The sequence below is a fragment of the Bacillus sp. 22475 genome (assembly GCF_052044835.1).
GTDB lineage: Bacteria > Bacillota > Bacilli > Bacillales > Bacillaceae_G > Bacillus_A > Bacillus_A cereus.
Genome location: NZ_JBQENW010000028.1, coordinates 1 through 16,712 on the forward strand (window position 1 = coordinate 1; position 16,712 = coordinate 16,712).

Below are 16,712 nucleotides of genomic sequence, written 5' to 3' on the forward strand. Positions count from 1 at the left end.
ATTGGAACGTATTCGTATGATGCTTCTTGGAGAGAAGATTCTAAGATAAAATCATTTACATTAAAACCTGGTGTAAACACAATCCAATCTCCAAATGGGGGGCTGATTTATTTTTATAATAAACAGCAAGGAGGTAGCATTCGAACAACAATTACAACAGGTGGAACGACTACGCCTTTCTTTGAACTAGGAAAGCATACAAAACAAGATTTAATAAACATGCTGGACCAATATCCTAATGCACATGCAGTGGAGTTAAAAGGCGAACGTGTATTAATTACGGCCAGCCCTGCACGTGTTAAGAAATATTTGTTGGGTTCTAATACAGATCCTGTACAACTCTTAAAAAAGATGGATGAAGCTACTCGAATTCAAGACAAAGTAGCTGGATTATCTGAAGAACAAGTAGATAAACATTATGTTCATTACGTAGAAGAAAATCATTCTCCTGATTATTATATGTATGCATATCCTTATCGAACAGCATATGTAGGAGATGCAATCCAATACGTGTTAGATATTGATAAATTTGTAAAAGATGGCTGGGGTCCTTGGCATGAGGCAGGACATTTGAGACAGCAATCGCCCTGGAAGTTTTATAATATGACAGAAGTACAAAATAATATTTACAGTCTTTCTGTAGAGAAAGCATTTAATCAACCATCAAATTTGGAAAAAAGCGGAACTTATACAAAAGCCTTTCAATACCTAGAACAAACGAATAAAAATTATGACGAAATTAGTGATGCTTTTGTTAAGCTTGTTATGCTTTGGCAACTACAGTTAGCATATGGAGAGGACTTCTATCCTAAATTGCATCAATTGTATAGAGATATGCCTTCAAGTGAACTTCCACAAACTGATGAAAATAAAAAACAATTATTTATGATCTCAGCATCAAAAGTAGCTAAACAAAATTTGATTCCTTTCTTTGAGAAGTGGGGATTACGTCCAAACAACGATACTATTCAAAAAGTGGCTGCATTAGGGTATCCAATTTTAACAGCAGAGATTTGGAAGGGTACAGATTCTAATCCAATAAAACCAGATATACCGAACTCTTCTAGTATTTTAGAAGGAAAGCAATTTGCATGGTCACTGAAAGGGATTGGAGATTTTGAATTTGCGAAAGTAAATTTAAATAAATCAACAGAAGAAATGCAAATTGATTTAAAAGCAGGTGTACCACATAACTACTTTGATAGTACATATGCAAGTATTAAAGTACAAAATGCATCAGGGAAAGTAGTATACAATAAAGACATTTATGGAAACAAACAACAAAATGCTGAATCGCAAAAAGTTTCGGTTAAGGTAGGAGACTATATAGAGTTAACACATCTAGAAGGTGTGCATAGAGCTACTCTCACAAATGTAGATAATAGTAAACAAGAGAGCTTTGGAAAAAAAGCCATATACGAAGTTACAAAAGAAGGCCTGAAGAAAGTAGAAAAAATGCCAGAAGCAACAATTCTAGATGGAAATCAATTTGCTTGGTCGCTAAAAGGAATCAGTGATTTTGAGTTTGCTAAAATCAATTTCAATAAGTCGACAGAAGAAATGCAAGTTGATTTAAAATCAGGCATACCACATCATTATTTTAATGAAACATATGCGAGTATTAAAGTACAAAATGCATCAGGGAAAGTAGTATACAATAAGGATATTTACGGAAACAAACAACAAAATGCTGAATCGCAAAAAGTTTCAGTCAAAGTAGGAGATTATATCGAGTTAACACATCAAGAAGGTGTGCATAGAGCTACTCTCACAAATGTAGATAATAGTAAACAAGAGAGTTTTGGAAAAAAAGCCATGTACGAAGTTACAAAAGAAGGCCTGAAGAAAGTAGAGAAAATGCCAGAAACAACAGTTTTAGATGGAAATCAATTTGCGTGGTCTTTAAAAGGATATAATGATCGAGAAATCGCAAAAGTAGAGTATAACAAAGCAACAGAAAAAATGCAGATTAAATTAGAAGCGGGTATACCCCATTCCTATTTTACTAGTACGTATGCAAGCATTAAAGTTCAAAACTCATCGGGCAATATTTTGTATAATAAAGAAATTGTAGGAAATAGACAACAAGCTGCTGAAAACCAAACCGTTCCCGTCAAAGTAGGAGATTATATTGAGTTTACTCATATAGAGGGAGAAGCACAAAAGGAAAAGACACGTGCCACACTTACAAATCTTGAGAATAGTAAGCAGGAATTTGTGGGTAAGAAAAAAACATATCAAGTTACTCCTACGGGATTATTAATAAAATAGATTAAAAGGATGTCTAAAAAAATAGAATTTTTTTGGACATCTTTTTTATTATTAAAAAAGCATTAATTATTGATAGTGATGTATGATGAATTCTATAGGCCCATTAAATATTATATATATCTATACATAATCAAAAAATTAAGTTATAACTAATGTTCCAAGGATCGACACATCTATTTTTGTTTAATCATGTTATACTTTTCACAAGTGAAACGCTACAATATCAAATCCTAGTTTTATGACATCCTTCTGTTGCCACAGTCTATAAAAGGTCAATTCCATTGGGGTTGACTTTTTATAGTTGTAGCAGAAAGCTATAAACGTCCATATTTTTTTATAGGATAAATGTTGTAATTTCACGTACCGTACTTATGAATATATAAATAATTACAACAAACATTAGTCTATATGTAGCTTTTATGGTATATAACTTTTAAATAGATAATATTTGGTATTCTCGTGATATTTTAAATTATGGTTAAAAGAAAAGACAGTAAAAGTAGTTTGTTAATACATAAAGTTATTGGTAATATTTAGTGGTTAATCGAAGTGTTGTTAAAAGCATGAATAGAATTAATACACCAAAATTGAAGAACTAAGGCACATCATTGTGAAGATGTTCACAATGATGTGCCTTAGTTCTTCAAAATTATTTCAAAAGGAGGTTATAGGTAATGAAAAGAATTATAACACTGAGCACTTGTAAACTGCAAGATACTATAAAACATGGTGGATGTGGTGCATGTCAGACATCTTGTCAGTCCGCTTGTAAAACCTCATGTGGAGTTGCAAATCAAAAGTGTGAAAATACAATAAATAGATAGGAAACAAGTAGTATTGTACGCAGTTATATTTTATTGGGCGGCAATCTTTATGAAAAAGGAGTTTGATTATCCAGTATGATTCATCAATATAAATTAAATGGATACAATATCGTATTAGATACTTATAGCGGGTCAGTACATGTTGTTGACAATCTTGCTTATGAAATAATTATGCTATATGAGAATACTCCTATGGAAGAAATCCTGTCAACGATACAAGAAAAGTATAAATATGATTTCCACGTTTCCGAGAAGGAAATTCGAGAAACAATTGCGGATATTGAAGAACTAAAAAGAGATGGGAAGCTTTTTACCGATGATGATTATAAGGATCTTTCAATTGATTTGATAAATCGTCCCACTTATGTGAAGGCTCTTTGCCTTAATGTCGCGCATACATGTAATCTGTCGTGTGAATACTGCTTTGCTAGCCAAGGAAAATACAATGGAAATAGGGCCATCATGAGTTATGAAGTTGGAAAAAGAGCCATCGATTTTCTATTAGAAAACTCAGGTAATCATCGAAATCTCGATGTTGATTTTTTTGGTGGGGAGCCACTCATGGCGTGGAAGACTGTCAAACAGATTGTCGTCTATGCAAGAAATAAAGAAAAAGAGTACAAAAAAACTTTTCGTTTTACCTTTACTACAAATGGTATGCTGCTTAATGATGAAATTACTGACTTCTTGAATCAGGAAATGCACAATGTTGTATTAAGCCTTGATGGAAGAAAAAAAGTTCATGATTATCTACGTAAAACTGTCAATGGGAAGGGTAGCTACAACTATATCGTTCCAAAGTTTCAGGAATTTGTTGAAAAGCGTGGAGATAAAGAATACTATGTACGTGGAACCTATACTTATAATAATGTTGATTTTACCAATGATATTTATCACATCGCTGATCTAGGTTTTAATAATATCTCAATGGAACCAGTTATCTGTAATCCACGAGAACCATATGCGCTCGGTGAAGAAAATCTTTTGGAAATTTACAATCAATATGAAATTCTCTCGAAGGAAATGCTAAACCGTGAGGAAAAAGGCAACGGTTTTACTTTCTATCATTACATGCTTGACCTTTCAGAAGGCCCATGTGTTCAAAAGAGAATTTCTGGTTGCGGTTCTGGAACTGAATACCTTGCTATTACCCCATGGGGGGAGATATTTCCTTGTCATCAGTTTGTTGGGGAAGAAGAATATAGTATGGGGAATATCTGGGATGGCATTACAAAAACAGAGATACAGTCTCAATTTAAGGAGAATAATTGCTATTCAAAACCGGAATGTCAGGAATGTTGGGCACAGCTTTACTGTAGCGGCGGTTGCCCAGCTAATACAATACATGCAACGGGTTCCCTTAAGGGAACACATGAGTTCAGCTGTAAAATCTTCCGCAAGAGGATAGAATGTTCTATGATGGTTAAAGTAGCTCAATCCATTAGAGCTATGAAGAAGGAAGAACAAGCCATAGTTCAGTAAATACAAAAGTGCACAAGCGTTGTTATAGCATAAATTTATAAAGATAGTTACAAACAAAAATTCTTTAGTCCAATTTAGAATAAACGAGTTTAAAAGAAGATAGCCATTTGTAATGGCTATCTTCTTTTGTAAAAAATATATAATTTATTCAATTACTTTTTCGATAACAGGCATAACAGCGATTGGTGGAATAGAGTGAGTCCATCCTACGGAAAATATATTTAGTTTTTCACCTACGCTATAGTTATCTTTGCTAGTAATAGGAACACGTAAAATTTTATTCTGAGAAGCTAATTCCCACCAATTATTTTGATAAGAAAGTGCCTCCTCTTTTGTATTAGTGTCAGCTACAACCAAATAATTATCATCTGCTGAAATAACATATCCAGTGAAAGGTATCTGTATTCTTACTTGTTCTTCCTTAATAGGAGTAGGATTACTTATAGAATCTGCTGAAGTAGGAGTTAATCCGAAAGCTAATCCACATCCTAGCGTCAGAGTGGTAACCACTGTTACTAATTTTTGTTTTTTTGAAAACATAATATAAATCCCCCTTATATTTTATCCGTACACCATAACCTTTCTATTTTTTATATAGAAAGCCTTTTTGTATCCCTAAATTTAACAATTATGTCACAGATAATCCATTATTTTTTAAAATGGGTATTATTTAAAGATAACACATGTTATAATTTACCAAATTAACTATTAATTGTACCTGTATCTTCTAGTGAACATATATTTTTGAAAAAAATGATAGCGTTATCTTTTGTAAATGTTCTTATTTGCATGATTACCTAATTTTTATGTACAATAAAGAAAAGAGAGTTTCTTAGACAGGAAGAGGAAGTCATGACCAAGTCATTAGTAAATTTACGAATTGATTTTGCTTTTAAGCAATTATTTGGAACAAGTGGTAGTGAGGATATTCTTATCACATTTTTAAATGCCATGCTAAAGAATTCATTAGAATCACCTATTATGTCACTACAATTAGAGGATCCACATTTACATCGAGAACACGAGGATGATAAATTATCAATTTTAGATGTCTCAGCCACGTTAGACACAGGTACTAAAGTAAACGTAGAAATTCAGCTGAATAATAATCACGACATGATTAAACGAAGTTTATATTACTGGGGTAAATTATATACTTCACAGTTACAAAAAGGGATGCCGTACAGCTCTCTTAGTAAAACAATTACTATTAATTTGTTAAACTTCGTACTTTTTCCCGAATATGAGGAATTTCATACTACGGGAAAGCTATGGAATGTACAACAGCAAAAGCAGTTTAGTGATGATATAGAGATTCATGTTATAGAGCTTCCTAAATTAATGGAACAATGGCGGGAAGAGAAAGTTAATCCGTGGGAAGATTCATTTGTTCGTTGGCTGTTATTACTTCCGGCAAATGAAGATGAACACTTAACTCAAACATTGGAGGACATTGCGATGAATCAAGATCCGATTTTACAAAAAGCAATGAATAAGTGGGAGCGAATGAGTCAAGATTCGACTTTCCGACAAGCCTATGAAGCGAGGGAAAAAAACCTAATGGATGAAGCTGCAAAGTTTGCTCACGCAGAGGAGCAAGGAATCAAAAAAGGTATTGAAAAGGGTATTGAAGAAGGCAAAAAAGCCGAACGTATACAATTGGTATGTGGTATGTATAAAAACGGAATGTCTGTAGAGGATATTGCGAAATTTACGAAGTTACCTATAGAAGAAATAAGAGAAATTATCCAATTATAAATAAAAAAGAACACCTACAGCATTTGTAGGTGTTCTTTTTTATGACCAATAATGTCCGGAGTATAATTATTAGTTGATGTATCGTCAGGAAAATAAGAATGTATAACATTAAATATTTTTTAAAGAGCTTACATGGATTTTACCTTAAATACATGCTCTATATTCCATCATAATATTGTTAATAATTGTTTGGACGGGCAAAATCTCTTTGACTTCATTTACTCGTGCACCTGCGAAAACAAGACCATTTTCACAATCACCATCCATAGAGGTTATCAAAGAATCTAGCGTGCAGAAACGATAAGAACAGTTTTTTAAGCAATTTATACACTTTTTTATTTTTATCTTTTTATTATTATCAGCTATTAATTTAGTAAAGTTATTTTTAACCGCACGACCTTGAAGACCGACAGTTGTTTTGACTAATATAGTATCTTCTAATCGAGCATTTATATATTTTTCCTTAAAGGATAGTGGTGCGTCACACTCATTACTTGCAACGAATCTTGTACCCATTTGCACACCAGATGCACCCATTTTTAAGGCATGAGCAATATCTTTCCCAGTCATAATTCCTCCAGCAGCAATTACGGGAATTTCGACTGCTGCAACTACTTCCGGTAATATATCGAATAAAGGTCGATCGGTACCCAGATGTCCTCCTGCTTCATGACCCTCTACTACAACAGCGGCCGCACCCAAGCGTTCAGATAATCTAGCGAGTTTGGCTGAGGATACTATTGAAATAACTGGTATGTCGGCATTTTTTCCCCAAGTATACATATCTCGTGAAATGCCAGCACCAGATATGATGAAATCAACTTTTTCCTCAATAGCTGCTTTCATTTTTTCAGCAAAATCATTCATTGCAAAAAGGACATTTACTCCAATATAACCAGTATTCCGGATCTTTTCTTTCGCCTTCCTAATATGCATTCTCATTTCATCTATGGAAATACCAGTTCCTGATATAATCCCAATTCCTCCAGCATTTGCAACTGCAGATGCAAGTTTACTTAATGAAATGCCTACGCCCATTCCTCCCTGCATAATTGGGACCTTTGGCATCATATGACCGATTTTTAATTGTGGAAAGTTCAAGTAAATACCCCATTTCATTAATGTTATTAGAGTAGATCTGTTAAACTCTCTCAGTTTAACACAGTGCTTGGAACAAACACTAGGAAATTAATACCTACTACTAGTAGTTTGTAATGTTTTTTGCTGATTTTCACAAAATGTTCGAATAGTGCGCTATAAACTTTAGAATAATATCAAATGTATATTTAGGCTTCTGGATAAAAAAACAATGAAATTTAGATTTTCTAATAAAAAATGTTTTTAAAGAATTGATTTTTCAAAAATGAAGTGGGATGTAATCATTAATTATTTTGAGTGGGGATATGAACAGAGCTAAATAAAAATTTATATCCTTTTTAATAAAAGGAATTTTTGTATTATAAGTGTTAAATAATCATTAGTTATAAAGAAAAAAATCTATATTTTTAGTAATCTACACAATTGGATTAGAGACAATTAGATGTGCAGTCCATTTTAGAGGTATTAAATATCAATATTCCAAAAATCTTGATAATCAATATGCTTATCAAATTTTTTTAGTATTCTAATGATTTTAGTTGCAGATGTTAACGTGGGAATACGATCCTTTTTATTTGCTAAATCACTTATCAGAGATTTACTTAATCCAGTTCTTTGTACAAGCCATTGTTGTTTGATTCCTCTGTGATCTAAATACTCCCCAAATGGAGTTCTTTTTTTTCCTAGACCAAACATAAAGAATCCCTCCTAATTAAAAATAGCGTATAAATAGCTTGTACAAAATTCCATAAATTTAAACTTTTGTCCATAAATATGGAATTATAATTTAGAACAAAGCATAGAATAATATAAATAAAATGAAAAAATATGGAATAATTTTGAGGAATCTAGCATTCATAGTAATAGCTACAAGTTGCTGATACACTATCCTAATGGCAACTTGTTGCAAAGGGTATTACTAAAATAAAAAAATCTGAAACTCCTTACGTCAGAAGGATCTTCAGATTTTTTCTTTTTTAAATCTTTAATTTATAGATACGTATTTTATAGATTATTATGCATAATATGGCGAATGAGTAGAATGGATTATCTGCTTATATAGTTTGATCGACCTTGTCACTAAGCATATAAATCTGTTTTAGATATGATGAAAGGAAATACTAACAAAAAATGTGAAATCCGAAATCAGTCATATCTGGTCCAGTATACTCATCACTTTCTACCCAGCTGTTAAGTTATCAGTTTGTAGTGAAAAAAGTACAGTCAGCCAGTTTGTGTAACAAAAAATATTTCTATCCCGTCTACAAATGGTTCATTAATATACAATTCAGGGATCATACTTATATTACAACCACTATGAATACTTTTTTGTTTCATAAATTCTCTTCCGTTAATACACTTGCAAGTGTATTATTTTTGATCTTTATGTGTCAAATGAATAATGTTTTTATCTGAATTTTCTTCATGCATTTGTATAAGAACCAGATCATTATAACAGTTCTCACAATAGTAATCAGTTTCTTCATAGGGTAAAAATGTAAAAGGGTGAGTACCCTTTTTTCTATTACAGCAATTACAAATCACAATAATTCCCATCATATAGGCTCCTTTATAAAATATAATGTTTTATTTATAGAATCGATTAACTGGCTCATTCCCTTACCCCTTTACTTATAAGCTTTCTTCAAGTGATTTATAAGTGAATCGAATTGCGACCTTATTCTAACGGGAAAATAATTCTTATAATAAAGAATCCACTATTTATTCTGTTTTTTTAACATCAACTTCCTAAAGAATAAAAACATTTCTATATTAACAGGAATGTTTTTATACAAATAAATTGTGTATTGAATGCATATTAGTTACTTTTTCACTGATATGACTAGGCTTGTAGGATTCATATTATTTTTTAATTGATGCTCCACATGCAAAATACCAAAAAAGCCCGTCAACGCCAAACTTACTGTCAGTGTGAAAGGATAATAGGTCTTATTGCCGCGGTAAAGCTAATTATAACAAGACAACTTTACTATTTTTCAAAGAATCTTAATGTAATTTAAACAACTTTAATATCTCTGTACCCCATATTATGTTTGGGTTGCCATACCCAACATAATATGAAAAATCTCAATCTCATTTTTATAGGATGAAATGAGATTGAGACTCTTTTGTTGTTTATTTGCTGGATAATGGAATGGTAACTAAAAATTCTACGCCTTGTTTGGTATTATTTATAGAATACGTGATAAAAAGGGATTCAAAAATTTGTTTTACAATATATAACCCTAAGCCACTCCCTCCCGTATTTCGATTTCTTGACTTTTCGATTCGATAAAATGGTTTGAAAATATGTTGTATATCTTCTTCTTTTATTTTGACACCTGTATTGATAACTCGCATTTGGATGTTGTTTTGTTTAGAATCCTTTGTTAACTTTATATAGACTTTTTCGTTATACGGTGAATACATAATCGCATTATGAATGATGTTTTTACAAGCTTTTTCTAAAAGAACATAATCCGTATAAACAAAAATATCAGAATTGACTTCTTTTATTATTTGAATGCCTTTTTGAGAAGCAAAAAATTCGAGGCTTTTTGTGATTGCATCTATTGATTTCGAAAGATTTACTTCTTCTACTTGAAGTTTAAAGGTATGTTGTTCTAATTTTGACATGCTTAAAATTTCGCGAACCAGTTGTTCCAGACTTTCAATTATTTGATAATTTTTCTTTAAATACTGGTCACGATTTTGATAAGGGCCGATATTATATATCATCCCTTCTAGATATCCCTTCATAACAGTAAGAGGGGTTTTTAATTCATGTGCTACAATAGCAAAGAATTCCCTTCGCTTTGTTTCTAGTTCTCTTTCTTTTTCAATATCACTTTTTAATTGCTGATTCGCTTTTTGTAAATCAAAAATTGCTTGTTGTAAATTTATGGACATATCATTCAAGCTATTGGACAATTCTCCTAATTCATCCATAGAACGAACCTCAATTTTTTCAGAGAAATCCAAGTTTGCCATCTTTTGTGCACCTTTATTAATATAAATAAGTGGTTTAGTAATAAACCTTGAATAGAGATAAGCACTTCCTAAACCAATAACCAGTACAATGATACTAATATAGGGTAGAAAACGTACCAAGACCTGTGAAGCTTCATCGATTGGTTGAAATGTTGCGAACACCACAAGCGTTAAGTTAACATCTTGGAATTGTATTGGCTTGGTAGCCTCATATGAATTGCGAGATTGAGCCAAACCCTTTATTGGTACTGTTGTAACAAAACCTTTTGCCGGAGTCCCCCCCTGAACAGGACTCCCCCGAACAGTACCCTCTTGAATAGCGCCCTCTTGAATAGTACTCCCTTGAAAAGTACTTTGAAGAAAAGGATAATAAATAATTCTTCCCTCATTATCTTGAAGATATATCACTGCATTATTTTTTTGTGCGTATTCATCAACAAGTGGTGTTGCATTTTGAAGCGTAAGATCTTTAGATTTATCAATTATTTCTTGGATTCCCGTTTGAAGCTGATCTGTTTTGTATTTCTCATAAAATTTAGGGAGAAAGAAGTATAAAGTTACATAAATTAAGGTTGCAAAGGCTAACAAAATGAGGGATGTAGTCATAAAGAGTTTATAGGTAATTCTCTTCATCTTCATGATTTTTACAATCTTATTCATCGATTTTATAACCAATGCCCTTTACTGTTTTAATATAGGGTATATCTAATTTTTTTCGTATGTTTTTCATATGCGTATCAATCATTCTTGTGTCTCCGGCATACTCATATCCCCAAATTTTTTCTACAATATTTTCTCTTGTGAGTACCTTTTTTTCATTCTGAAGTAGTAGTTGCAAAATTTCAAATTCTTTTGTCGTTAAGGGAACTTCAACCCTATTTACATATACTTTATATGCATCGCCATCGACATGTAGTTCTCTAAATATGAAATGATTATCCGTACTTTGATTATTGCTTCTTCTCAGTACTGCTTCGACTCGTCTCATCAAAACATGAAAAGAAAAAGGTTTCGTAATATAATCATCGATTCCAAGATCGAATCCTTTCATTTGATCTTGTTCTTCTTCTAGCGCAGTTAGCATAATAATTGGTATTTTTGACTGACTTCGAATCATTTTGGCAACTTCAAATCCATTCAGGTTTGGCATCATCACATCTAGAAGAATTAAATCGAAGGATTGCTTATTAAATTGTTTCATGCCCTCTAATCCATCTGATGCAACTATAACTTTATACTGTTGTGTCATTAAAAATTGTTTGATTAATTCTTGTATTTCTTGATCATCTTCTACCACCAGAATGTGATAGTTCTTCATAATATCACCTCTTGTAGTCATTATAACCTTCCAATCTGGAGTTGATGTGGAGATGTATTAGAAACACTATAAAAACTTCACAAGAAAACTACATGTATTTCAAATCAGCTCCAGATGCATGAGATAGGTTATATACATAACAAGACAGAGGGAGGTAATCAAGATGTCACTGGAATCAAACATCATTCTTTCTTTATTAGATGTACAACTGTGGATGGCCCCTCATTCGAATAATAGTCGCATAAAAGAGAAAAAACAAAAATTAAAATTAGCGCCGTGCTTTAATAAATACACAAGTGTAAATAAAAGAAAACTATATAGGTCTAGTGAACAAAAATAGAGAGGATCAAATTGATTCTTTTTTTTGTGCATTCAATAACGAGGTACTGAAAATCTTTACTATAACTCTAGATTAACTACATATAGAATACAGATTAGATTTGTATGCTACATGTATCAAATAGAAAGGAATGATACATGATGTTGACGATTTACACAATCTATCAAATTTTATCCCTTCCTTCTTATTTACACACAAACCTATTACCATCCATTCTCACGAGAACGTTCGGCTCTAAGTTTATAATAAAAGAGTAAAGAACCTAATTGAGGTTATGATTCCTTCTTGCTGCTTTGTGCCAATACCCGTATAACATGCTATGTACATTGAATAATTGATTTGATGAGAGCCGAATAGGCTCTTTTTTTAGAGAACAGATCGAAGTAAGTTTGAATATCTTCATGTTAATATTTACAGAAAAACCAAAATATACAGTTACCTCTACAAAAAAATAGTTGATTTATGTCTAAACTATACCTAAAGTTAACATTTTATTTTTGGGAAATGGTGACTCTTAAATATCATATCCATACATTGGAATTTAAATATAAAAATGAAAATACTCAAGTAAAATAAAAGGTGAAAGGAATGCTTACAATGGAACATTTTGATACAAATCAAACAGAAAACAATGGGAATAAAGCCTATAAAAAAACAGGTTATTTTTTTACCGGAATAATTGGTGCAATGATTGGTGCAATTACCATTGGATTGACCTCCCCTTATATAAATGAAAGTAAAGGAAGTGCAGGGCAATCTCCTAAACATAATGAAGTGAACCAGGCTACTCCTACCTCTCACAAACCAGAAGATGTGAGCAATCTTCAAAATATGATTGAATCTGCAAAAGAAGTTGTAGTAGGTGTCATTAACTATAAAAAAAATACAGATCCATTTAATACGCAAGCACAATCAGAAGAAGCTGGTTCAGGGTCAGGGGTCATATATAAAAAAACAGGTAATAAGGCTTTTATTGTCACAAATAATCATGTGATAGACGGTGCGAATAAAATAGAAGTGAAATTGAATAATGGTAAAAAGGTGACCGCTAAAGTAGTAGGAACAGATCCCTTATTAGATTTAGCTGTATTAGAAATTGACGGTACAGATGTAAATAGAGTCGCAACACTTGGAGACTCAGAAAAAATTCGTACAGGGGAAACTGTGATAGCCATTGGGAATCCATTAGGGCTAGAAGGGAGTGTAACAAAGGGGATTATTAGTAGCAAGGAACGAGAAATACCTGTTAGTACCCTTGGAAATCAACAAGTGGATTGGCAAGCACAGGTCATTCAAACAGATGCAGCTATTAATCCTGGGAATAGTGGAGGAGCTTTGTTTAATGAACAGGGTGAAGTCATTGGAATTAATTCGAGTAAAATTGCACAACAAGCAGTGGAAGGAATTGGATTTGCAATCCCAATTCATATAGCCAAAACAACCCTAGAGTCTCTTGAAAAAGAGGGAACAGTTAAACGCCCAATGATGGGTGTACAGTTATTGGATGTGGAGAAAATAACAGATTCTGCACGTAATCAATTAAAATTACCAAAAGAGATAACAAGTGGTGCCATGTTGGGGAATATCTCTAGTCAATCACCAGCAGAAAAAGGTGGATTGCAACAATATGATGTTGTGATTGCATTGGATGAACAAAAAATAGAGAATGTCGTTCAATTCCGTAAATATTTATATGAAAAGAAAAAATTGGGGGATACAATTAAATTAACCGTTTATCGAAATGGTGAAAAACTAACAAAAAATGTGAAATTAACGGATCAAACACGTGCCGCTTAAAAATACAGCCACCTTACGGTGGTTTTTTCTATTTTACTAGTTTTAATATGTGCTTTTTGTGTGGGTACTAGATATATCAGAGGTGGTACATGTGATGAAGCAAAAAGAATGCTCACATTGTTATTCCATGCAGGAGGCTAATTTTCCAGCTATAGTATCCCATCCTGAACTGTATGGGTCATAAATAAAGAGAGTTATCCCGTGTTTGTATTCCTTCCTCAAGTTAATCGGTTGGTGACTGATATTTTATACCTATAATTATTATTATTATCCCGTTTGCCCTCATTCCACGTTAAATGGACTGACCCTTTACCAATGTTCAAAATCGATTACGTATTTTAATTTGTGTTCCATCTTTTCTTGACTATATTAACGAATCAATACATATGCACTCCAGATAAGCCCTAATATCTTTAGATAATCTACTGAATATCTTCATATAAACTCCAGATAGTGTATTTAGAATAACAACTATCAAGGAGGTTAGGAAAAATGAATTTTATAAAACGCGCAATTCTCAGTATGAAAAAAAGAATAGGAACATCATTAATTTTGATGGCGGTCTTTCTGATTGTTACAAATTTAGTGTTGGCAGGATTCACAATTCAAAATGCATCAAAAAAAGCTGCGGATGTAGCAAGAAAAAAACTAGGTGCAGATGTCACTTTAGGTCTTGATTTTGATAAATTAGGTCAAGAAGCTAGGGAAACTGGAGAGATGCCTAAACCACCAAAGCTCAACACAAAAGAAGCAGATCAATTAGCGAAGTCCAAGTATGTAAAAGACTATAACTACATAACTAATACTTTCGGAATTTCGGATGGATTTAAACTAGTAGGTGCTTCAGAAGGAGAAGACGAAGGAAAAGGTAGAGTTGGAATGGTGGCAGCAGCGGGTGGATCAGGTTCGGGCTCAGAAATAGATATGAATTCTTCTCTTATAATAGAAGGAGTTCGTAAAACTGTATTACAAGAAAGTTTTAAAAATGGAAAAAGTAAAATCATTGATGGGAAACCAATTACAGAAAAGATGAAAGATCAGAATGTAACTTTAATGGAAAAACGATTAGCGGAACAAAACAATTTGAAAGTAGGAGATAAGATTAAAATTCAATCAGGGGATAAGAAGCAAACTCTTGAATTTGAAATTATTGGTATTTATGAAACGAATGAGCAACCAATGGGTCAGCATGCCCCTCCTATGATGGACCCAGCTAATAAGCTATATATGCCTTACTCTACTTTAAAAAAATTAGAAACAGATGACGGTATGGGTAATAGTATTCAAGCCGTGTACTTCTTAAACGATCCACAATACATTGATGGATTTAAAAAAGAAGCAAAAAAATCTGATATTGATTTTGATTATTTTAAGTTAGATGCACATGATTCATTGTACAAACAAATGATTGGTCCTATCGAAAATATCGCTTCTACTTCTCAAATGATTATCTATATGGTATCTATTGCAGGTGCAATTATCTTAGGATTAATTATTATGTTATCGATTAAAGCACGTCGTAAGGAAATGGGAATTTTATTGTCCATTGGAGAGAAAAAATGGAAACTGATGGCGCAGTTCGTAGTAGAAGTAGTATGTATCGCTATTTTAGCATTTGGATTATCTCTAACAACAGGAGCTAAAGTTTCTCAATTCGTAGGGGATAATTTACTTTCGAGTGAAATTGCTACAGCAAGCGAAGAAACAGATACCCCACAAAATGGTACTGTAATGATGTCTGGACCTGGTGGTACGCTACAAGACCAAAAAGAAGAGCCAATTGATAAAATTGATGTAAGTGTAACAGGAGAAGATGTAGGGAAAATGGGGGGAATTGGACTAGCTATTGCTATATTAGCAACGCTTCTTCCGGCATTATCTATTCTACGCTTAAATCCAAAACAAATTCTTTTAAAAGATGAATAAGGAGGATCGATATGGAGACAATTTTACAATTTAAAAACTTAGATTATTATTATGAAAGTAACGGAAAAAAAGTAAAGATACTAGATAATGTTAATTTTTCTTTTCAAAAAGGGCATTTCTACACGATTTTAGGGCCATCTGGATCTGGTAAAACCACAACTCTTAGCTTAGGTTGTGGGCTGGATATACCTAAAAATGGTTATGTACTGTATAATGGCAAGGATATTCGAAAAATTGGTTTGGATCGATACCGTAATCAAAATGTATCTGTAATTTTCCAATCTTATAATTTGATTACCTATATGACTGCTCTTCAGAATGTATTAACGGCAATGGAAATTACAGGTGTGAAGGTACAAAATAAAAAAGTAAGAGCATTAGAATTATTAGAGAAGGTAGGACTTACAGAAGTAGAAGCGAAACGAAATATCTTGCAACTAAGTGGTGGACAACAACAACGTGTAGCAATTGCTCGAGCACTATCTTGTAATGTTGATTTACTGATTGCGGATGAGCCGACAGGAAACCTTGATGAAGAAACAGCAAATGACATTATTGATTTGTTCCAGGAGCTCGCTCATCAAGAAAATAAATGTGTAATTGTTGTTACGCATTCACAAGAAGTTGCAAAAAAATCGGATCGAGCAGTTTATTTAAGTAAGAAAAAATTAGTAGTAAAAGACGCCCCTAGCGTCTAAAAAACAAATTCTATGATTAGAAGAGTATGAAGGATAAGGAGATCGGGAAAACGTATAAACGAAGACGGATCATATACAGAGATTGATGATGATGGGAATGAAAGACTCCTAGATTCTAAAGAGATAGGAAAATAGAAAAAAGGTATAGATAGAAATCTAGGAGTCTCAAACATGAATTAAGATATGATTTTAACTATTTTAAGGAATGT

The 16,712-nt window shown here is 32.7% G+C and carries 13 protein-coding genes; 8 read left to right on the top strand and 5 right to left on the bottom strand.

Going from position 1 to position 16,712, the window contains the following annotated elements; genetic code table 11:
- From ACTJJY_RS26510 to scfB, 3 genes are all read left to right on the top strand, one after another.
- The coding region (locus ACTJJY_RS26510; RefSeq protein ID WP_440607001.1) for a putative mucin/carbohydrate-binding domain-containing protein at positions 1–2,271 on the top strand (2,271 nt) is incomplete at its 5' end.
- A 674-nt stretch (positions 2,272–2,945) separates the two neighbouring features.
- Positions 2,946–3,095 carry a six-cysteine ranthipeptide SCIFF gene (gene scfA / locus ACTJJY_RS26515; RefSeq protein ID WP_000821352.1) on the top strand — a complete coding sequence of 50 codons (150 nt, stop codon included), beginning with the start codon at positions 2,946–2,948 and terminating at the stop codon, positions 3,093–3,095.
- Positions 3,096–3,170: 75 nt separating this feature from the next.
- Positions 3,171–4,577 (top strand): thioether cross-link-forming SCIFF peptide maturase, encoded by a 1,407-nt coding sequence (gene scfB / locus ACTJJY_RS26520; RefSeq protein WP_440607002.1) that lies wholly within the window; start codon positions 3,171–3,173, stop codon positions 4,575–4,577.
- 144 nt (positions 4,578–4,721) lie between these two features.
- Here the strand turns inward: scfB and ACTJJY_RS26525 are convergent, their stop codons facing one another.
- Positions 4,722–5,117, bottom strand: a complete 396-nt coding sequence (locus tag ACTJJY_RS26525; RefSeq protein ID WP_016083485.1) for a DUF3221 domain-containing protein — start codon at positions 5,115–5,117, stop codon at positions 4,722–4,724.
- Between the two features lie 312 nt (positions 5,118–5,429).
- Here ACTJJY_RS26525 and ACTJJY_RS26530 point away from each other — a divergent pair, with 312 nt between their 5' ends.
- Positions 5,430–6,335: an Rpn family recombination-promoting nuclease/putative transposase gene (locus tag ACTJJY_RS26530; protein WP_098103705.1), complete on the top strand. Its 906-nt coding sequence runs from the start codon at positions 5,430–5,432 to the stop codon at positions 6,333–6,335.
- 144 nt (positions 6,336–6,479) lie between these two features.
- On the opposite strand, the gene ACTJJY_RS26535 is transcribed toward ACTJJY_RS26530, so the two are convergent.
- The 4 genes from ACTJJY_RS26535 to ACTJJY_RS26550 all read right to left on the bottom strand — a co-directional run bounded on the left by ACTJJY_RS26535 (position 6,480) and on the right by ACTJJY_RS26550 (position 11,742).
- Positions 6,480–7,454 (bottom strand): NAD(P)H-dependent flavin oxidoreductase, encoded by a 975-nt coding sequence (locus ACTJJY_RS26535; RefSeq protein WP_098103704.1) that lies wholly within the window; start codon positions 7,452–7,454, stop codon positions 6,480–6,482.
- A 444-nt stretch (positions 7,455–7,898) separates the two neighbouring features.
- A complete protein-coding gene (locus ACTJJY_RS26540) occupies positions 7,899–8,129 on the bottom strand; it encodes a helix-turn-helix domain-containing protein (protein ID WP_000467334.1) in 231 nt (76 codons plus the stop codon).
- 1,440 nt (positions 8,130–9,569) lie between these two features.
- Positions 9,570–11,063 (bottom strand): sensor histidine kinase, encoded by a 1,494-nt coding sequence (locus ACTJJY_RS26545; RefSeq protein ID WP_065706031.1) that lies wholly within the window; start codon positions 11,061–11,063, stop codon positions 9,570–9,572.
- Between the two features lie 13 nt (positions 11,064–11,076).
- Entirely contained in the window at positions 11,077–11,742 is a 666-nt protein-coding gene (locus ACTJJY_RS26550) for a response regulator transcription factor (RefSeq protein WP_065705984.1), read from the bottom strand.
- A gap of 163 nt (positions 11,743–11,905) precedes the next feature.
- Here ACTJJY_RS26550 and ACTJJY_RS26555 point away from each other — a divergent pair, with 163 nt between their 5' ends.
- The 4 genes from ACTJJY_RS26555 to ACTJJY_RS26570 all read left to right on the top strand — a co-directional run bounded on the left by ACTJJY_RS26555 (position 11,906) and on the right by ACTJJY_RS26570 (position 16,503).
- A complete protein-coding gene (locus ACTJJY_RS26555) occupies positions 11,906–12,082 on the top strand; it encodes a hypothetical protein (protein WP_213747452.1) in 177 nt (58 codons plus the stop codon).
- Positions 12,083–12,670: 588 nt separating this feature from the next.
- Entirely contained in the window at positions 12,671–13,879 is a 1,209-nt protein-coding gene (locus tag ACTJJY_RS26560) for a S1C family serine protease (protein ID WP_284489586.1), read from the top strand.
- Between the two features lie 492 nt (positions 13,880–14,371).
- On the top strand, positions 14,372–15,805 hold the full coding sequence (locus tag ACTJJY_RS26565) for an ABC transporter permease (protein ID WP_440607003.1): 1,434 nt from the start codon (positions 14,372–14,374) through the stop codon (positions 15,803–15,805).
- Between the two features lie 11 nt (positions 15,806–15,816).
- Positions 15,817–16,503, top strand: coding sequence for an ABC transporter ATP-binding protein (locus tag ACTJJY_RS26570; protein ID WP_065705978.1), 687 nt, complete (start codon positions 15,817–15,819; stop codon positions 16,501–16,503).
- Positions 16,504–16,712: the final 209 nt, after the last annotated feature.

Excerpts from the sequence above, each read along its gene's own strand:
- scfB (WP_440607002.1), top strand. The coding sequence starts at position 3,171 with ATGATTCATCAATATAAATTAAATGGATACAATATCGTATTAGATACT.
- ACTJJY_RS26525 (WP_016083485.1), bottom strand. The coding sequence starts at position 5,117 with ATGTTTTCAAAAAAACAAAAATTAGTAACAGTGGTTACCACTCTGACG.
- ACTJJY_RS26570 (WP_065705978.1), top strand. The coding sequence starts at position 15,817 with ATGGAGACAATTTTACAATTTAAAAACTTAGATTATTATTATGAAAGT.
- ACTJJY_RS26560 (WP_284489586.1), top strand. The coding sequence starts at position 12,671 with ATGCTTACAATGGAACATTTTGATACAAATCAAACAGAAAACAATGGG.
- ACTJJY_RS26530 (WP_098103705.1), top strand. The coding sequence starts at position 5,430 with ATGACCAAGTCATTAGTAAATTTACGAATTGATTTTGCTTTTAAGCAA.
- ACTJJY_RS26555 (WP_213747452.1), top strand. The coding sequence starts at position 11,906 with ATGTCACTGGAATCAAACATCATTCTTTCTTTATTAGATGTACAACTG.
- ACTJJY_RS26535 (WP_098103704.1), bottom strand. The coding sequence starts at position 7,454 with ATGAAATGGGGTATTTACTTGAACTTTCCACAATTAAAAATCGGTCAT.
- ACTJJY_RS26550 (WP_065705984.1), bottom strand. The coding sequence starts at position 11,742 with ATGAAGAACTATCACATTCTGGTGGTAGAAGATGATCAAGAAATACAA.
- scfA (WP_000821352.1), top strand. The coding sequence starts at position 2,946 with ATGAAAAGAATTATAACACTGAGCACTTGTAAACTGCAAGATACTATA.
- ACTJJY_RS26565 (WP_440607003.1), top strand. The coding sequence starts at position 14,372 with ATGAATTTTATAAAACGCGCAATTCTCAGTATGAAAAAAAGAATAGGA.
- ACTJJY_RS26545 (WP_065706031.1), bottom strand. The coding sequence starts at position 11,063 with ATGAAGATGAAGAGAATTACCTATAAACTCTTTATGACTACATCCCTC.
- ACTJJY_RS26540 (WP_000467334.1), bottom strand. The coding sequence starts at position 8,129 with ATGTTTGGTCTAGGAAAAAAAAGAACTCCATTTGGGGAGTATTTAGAT.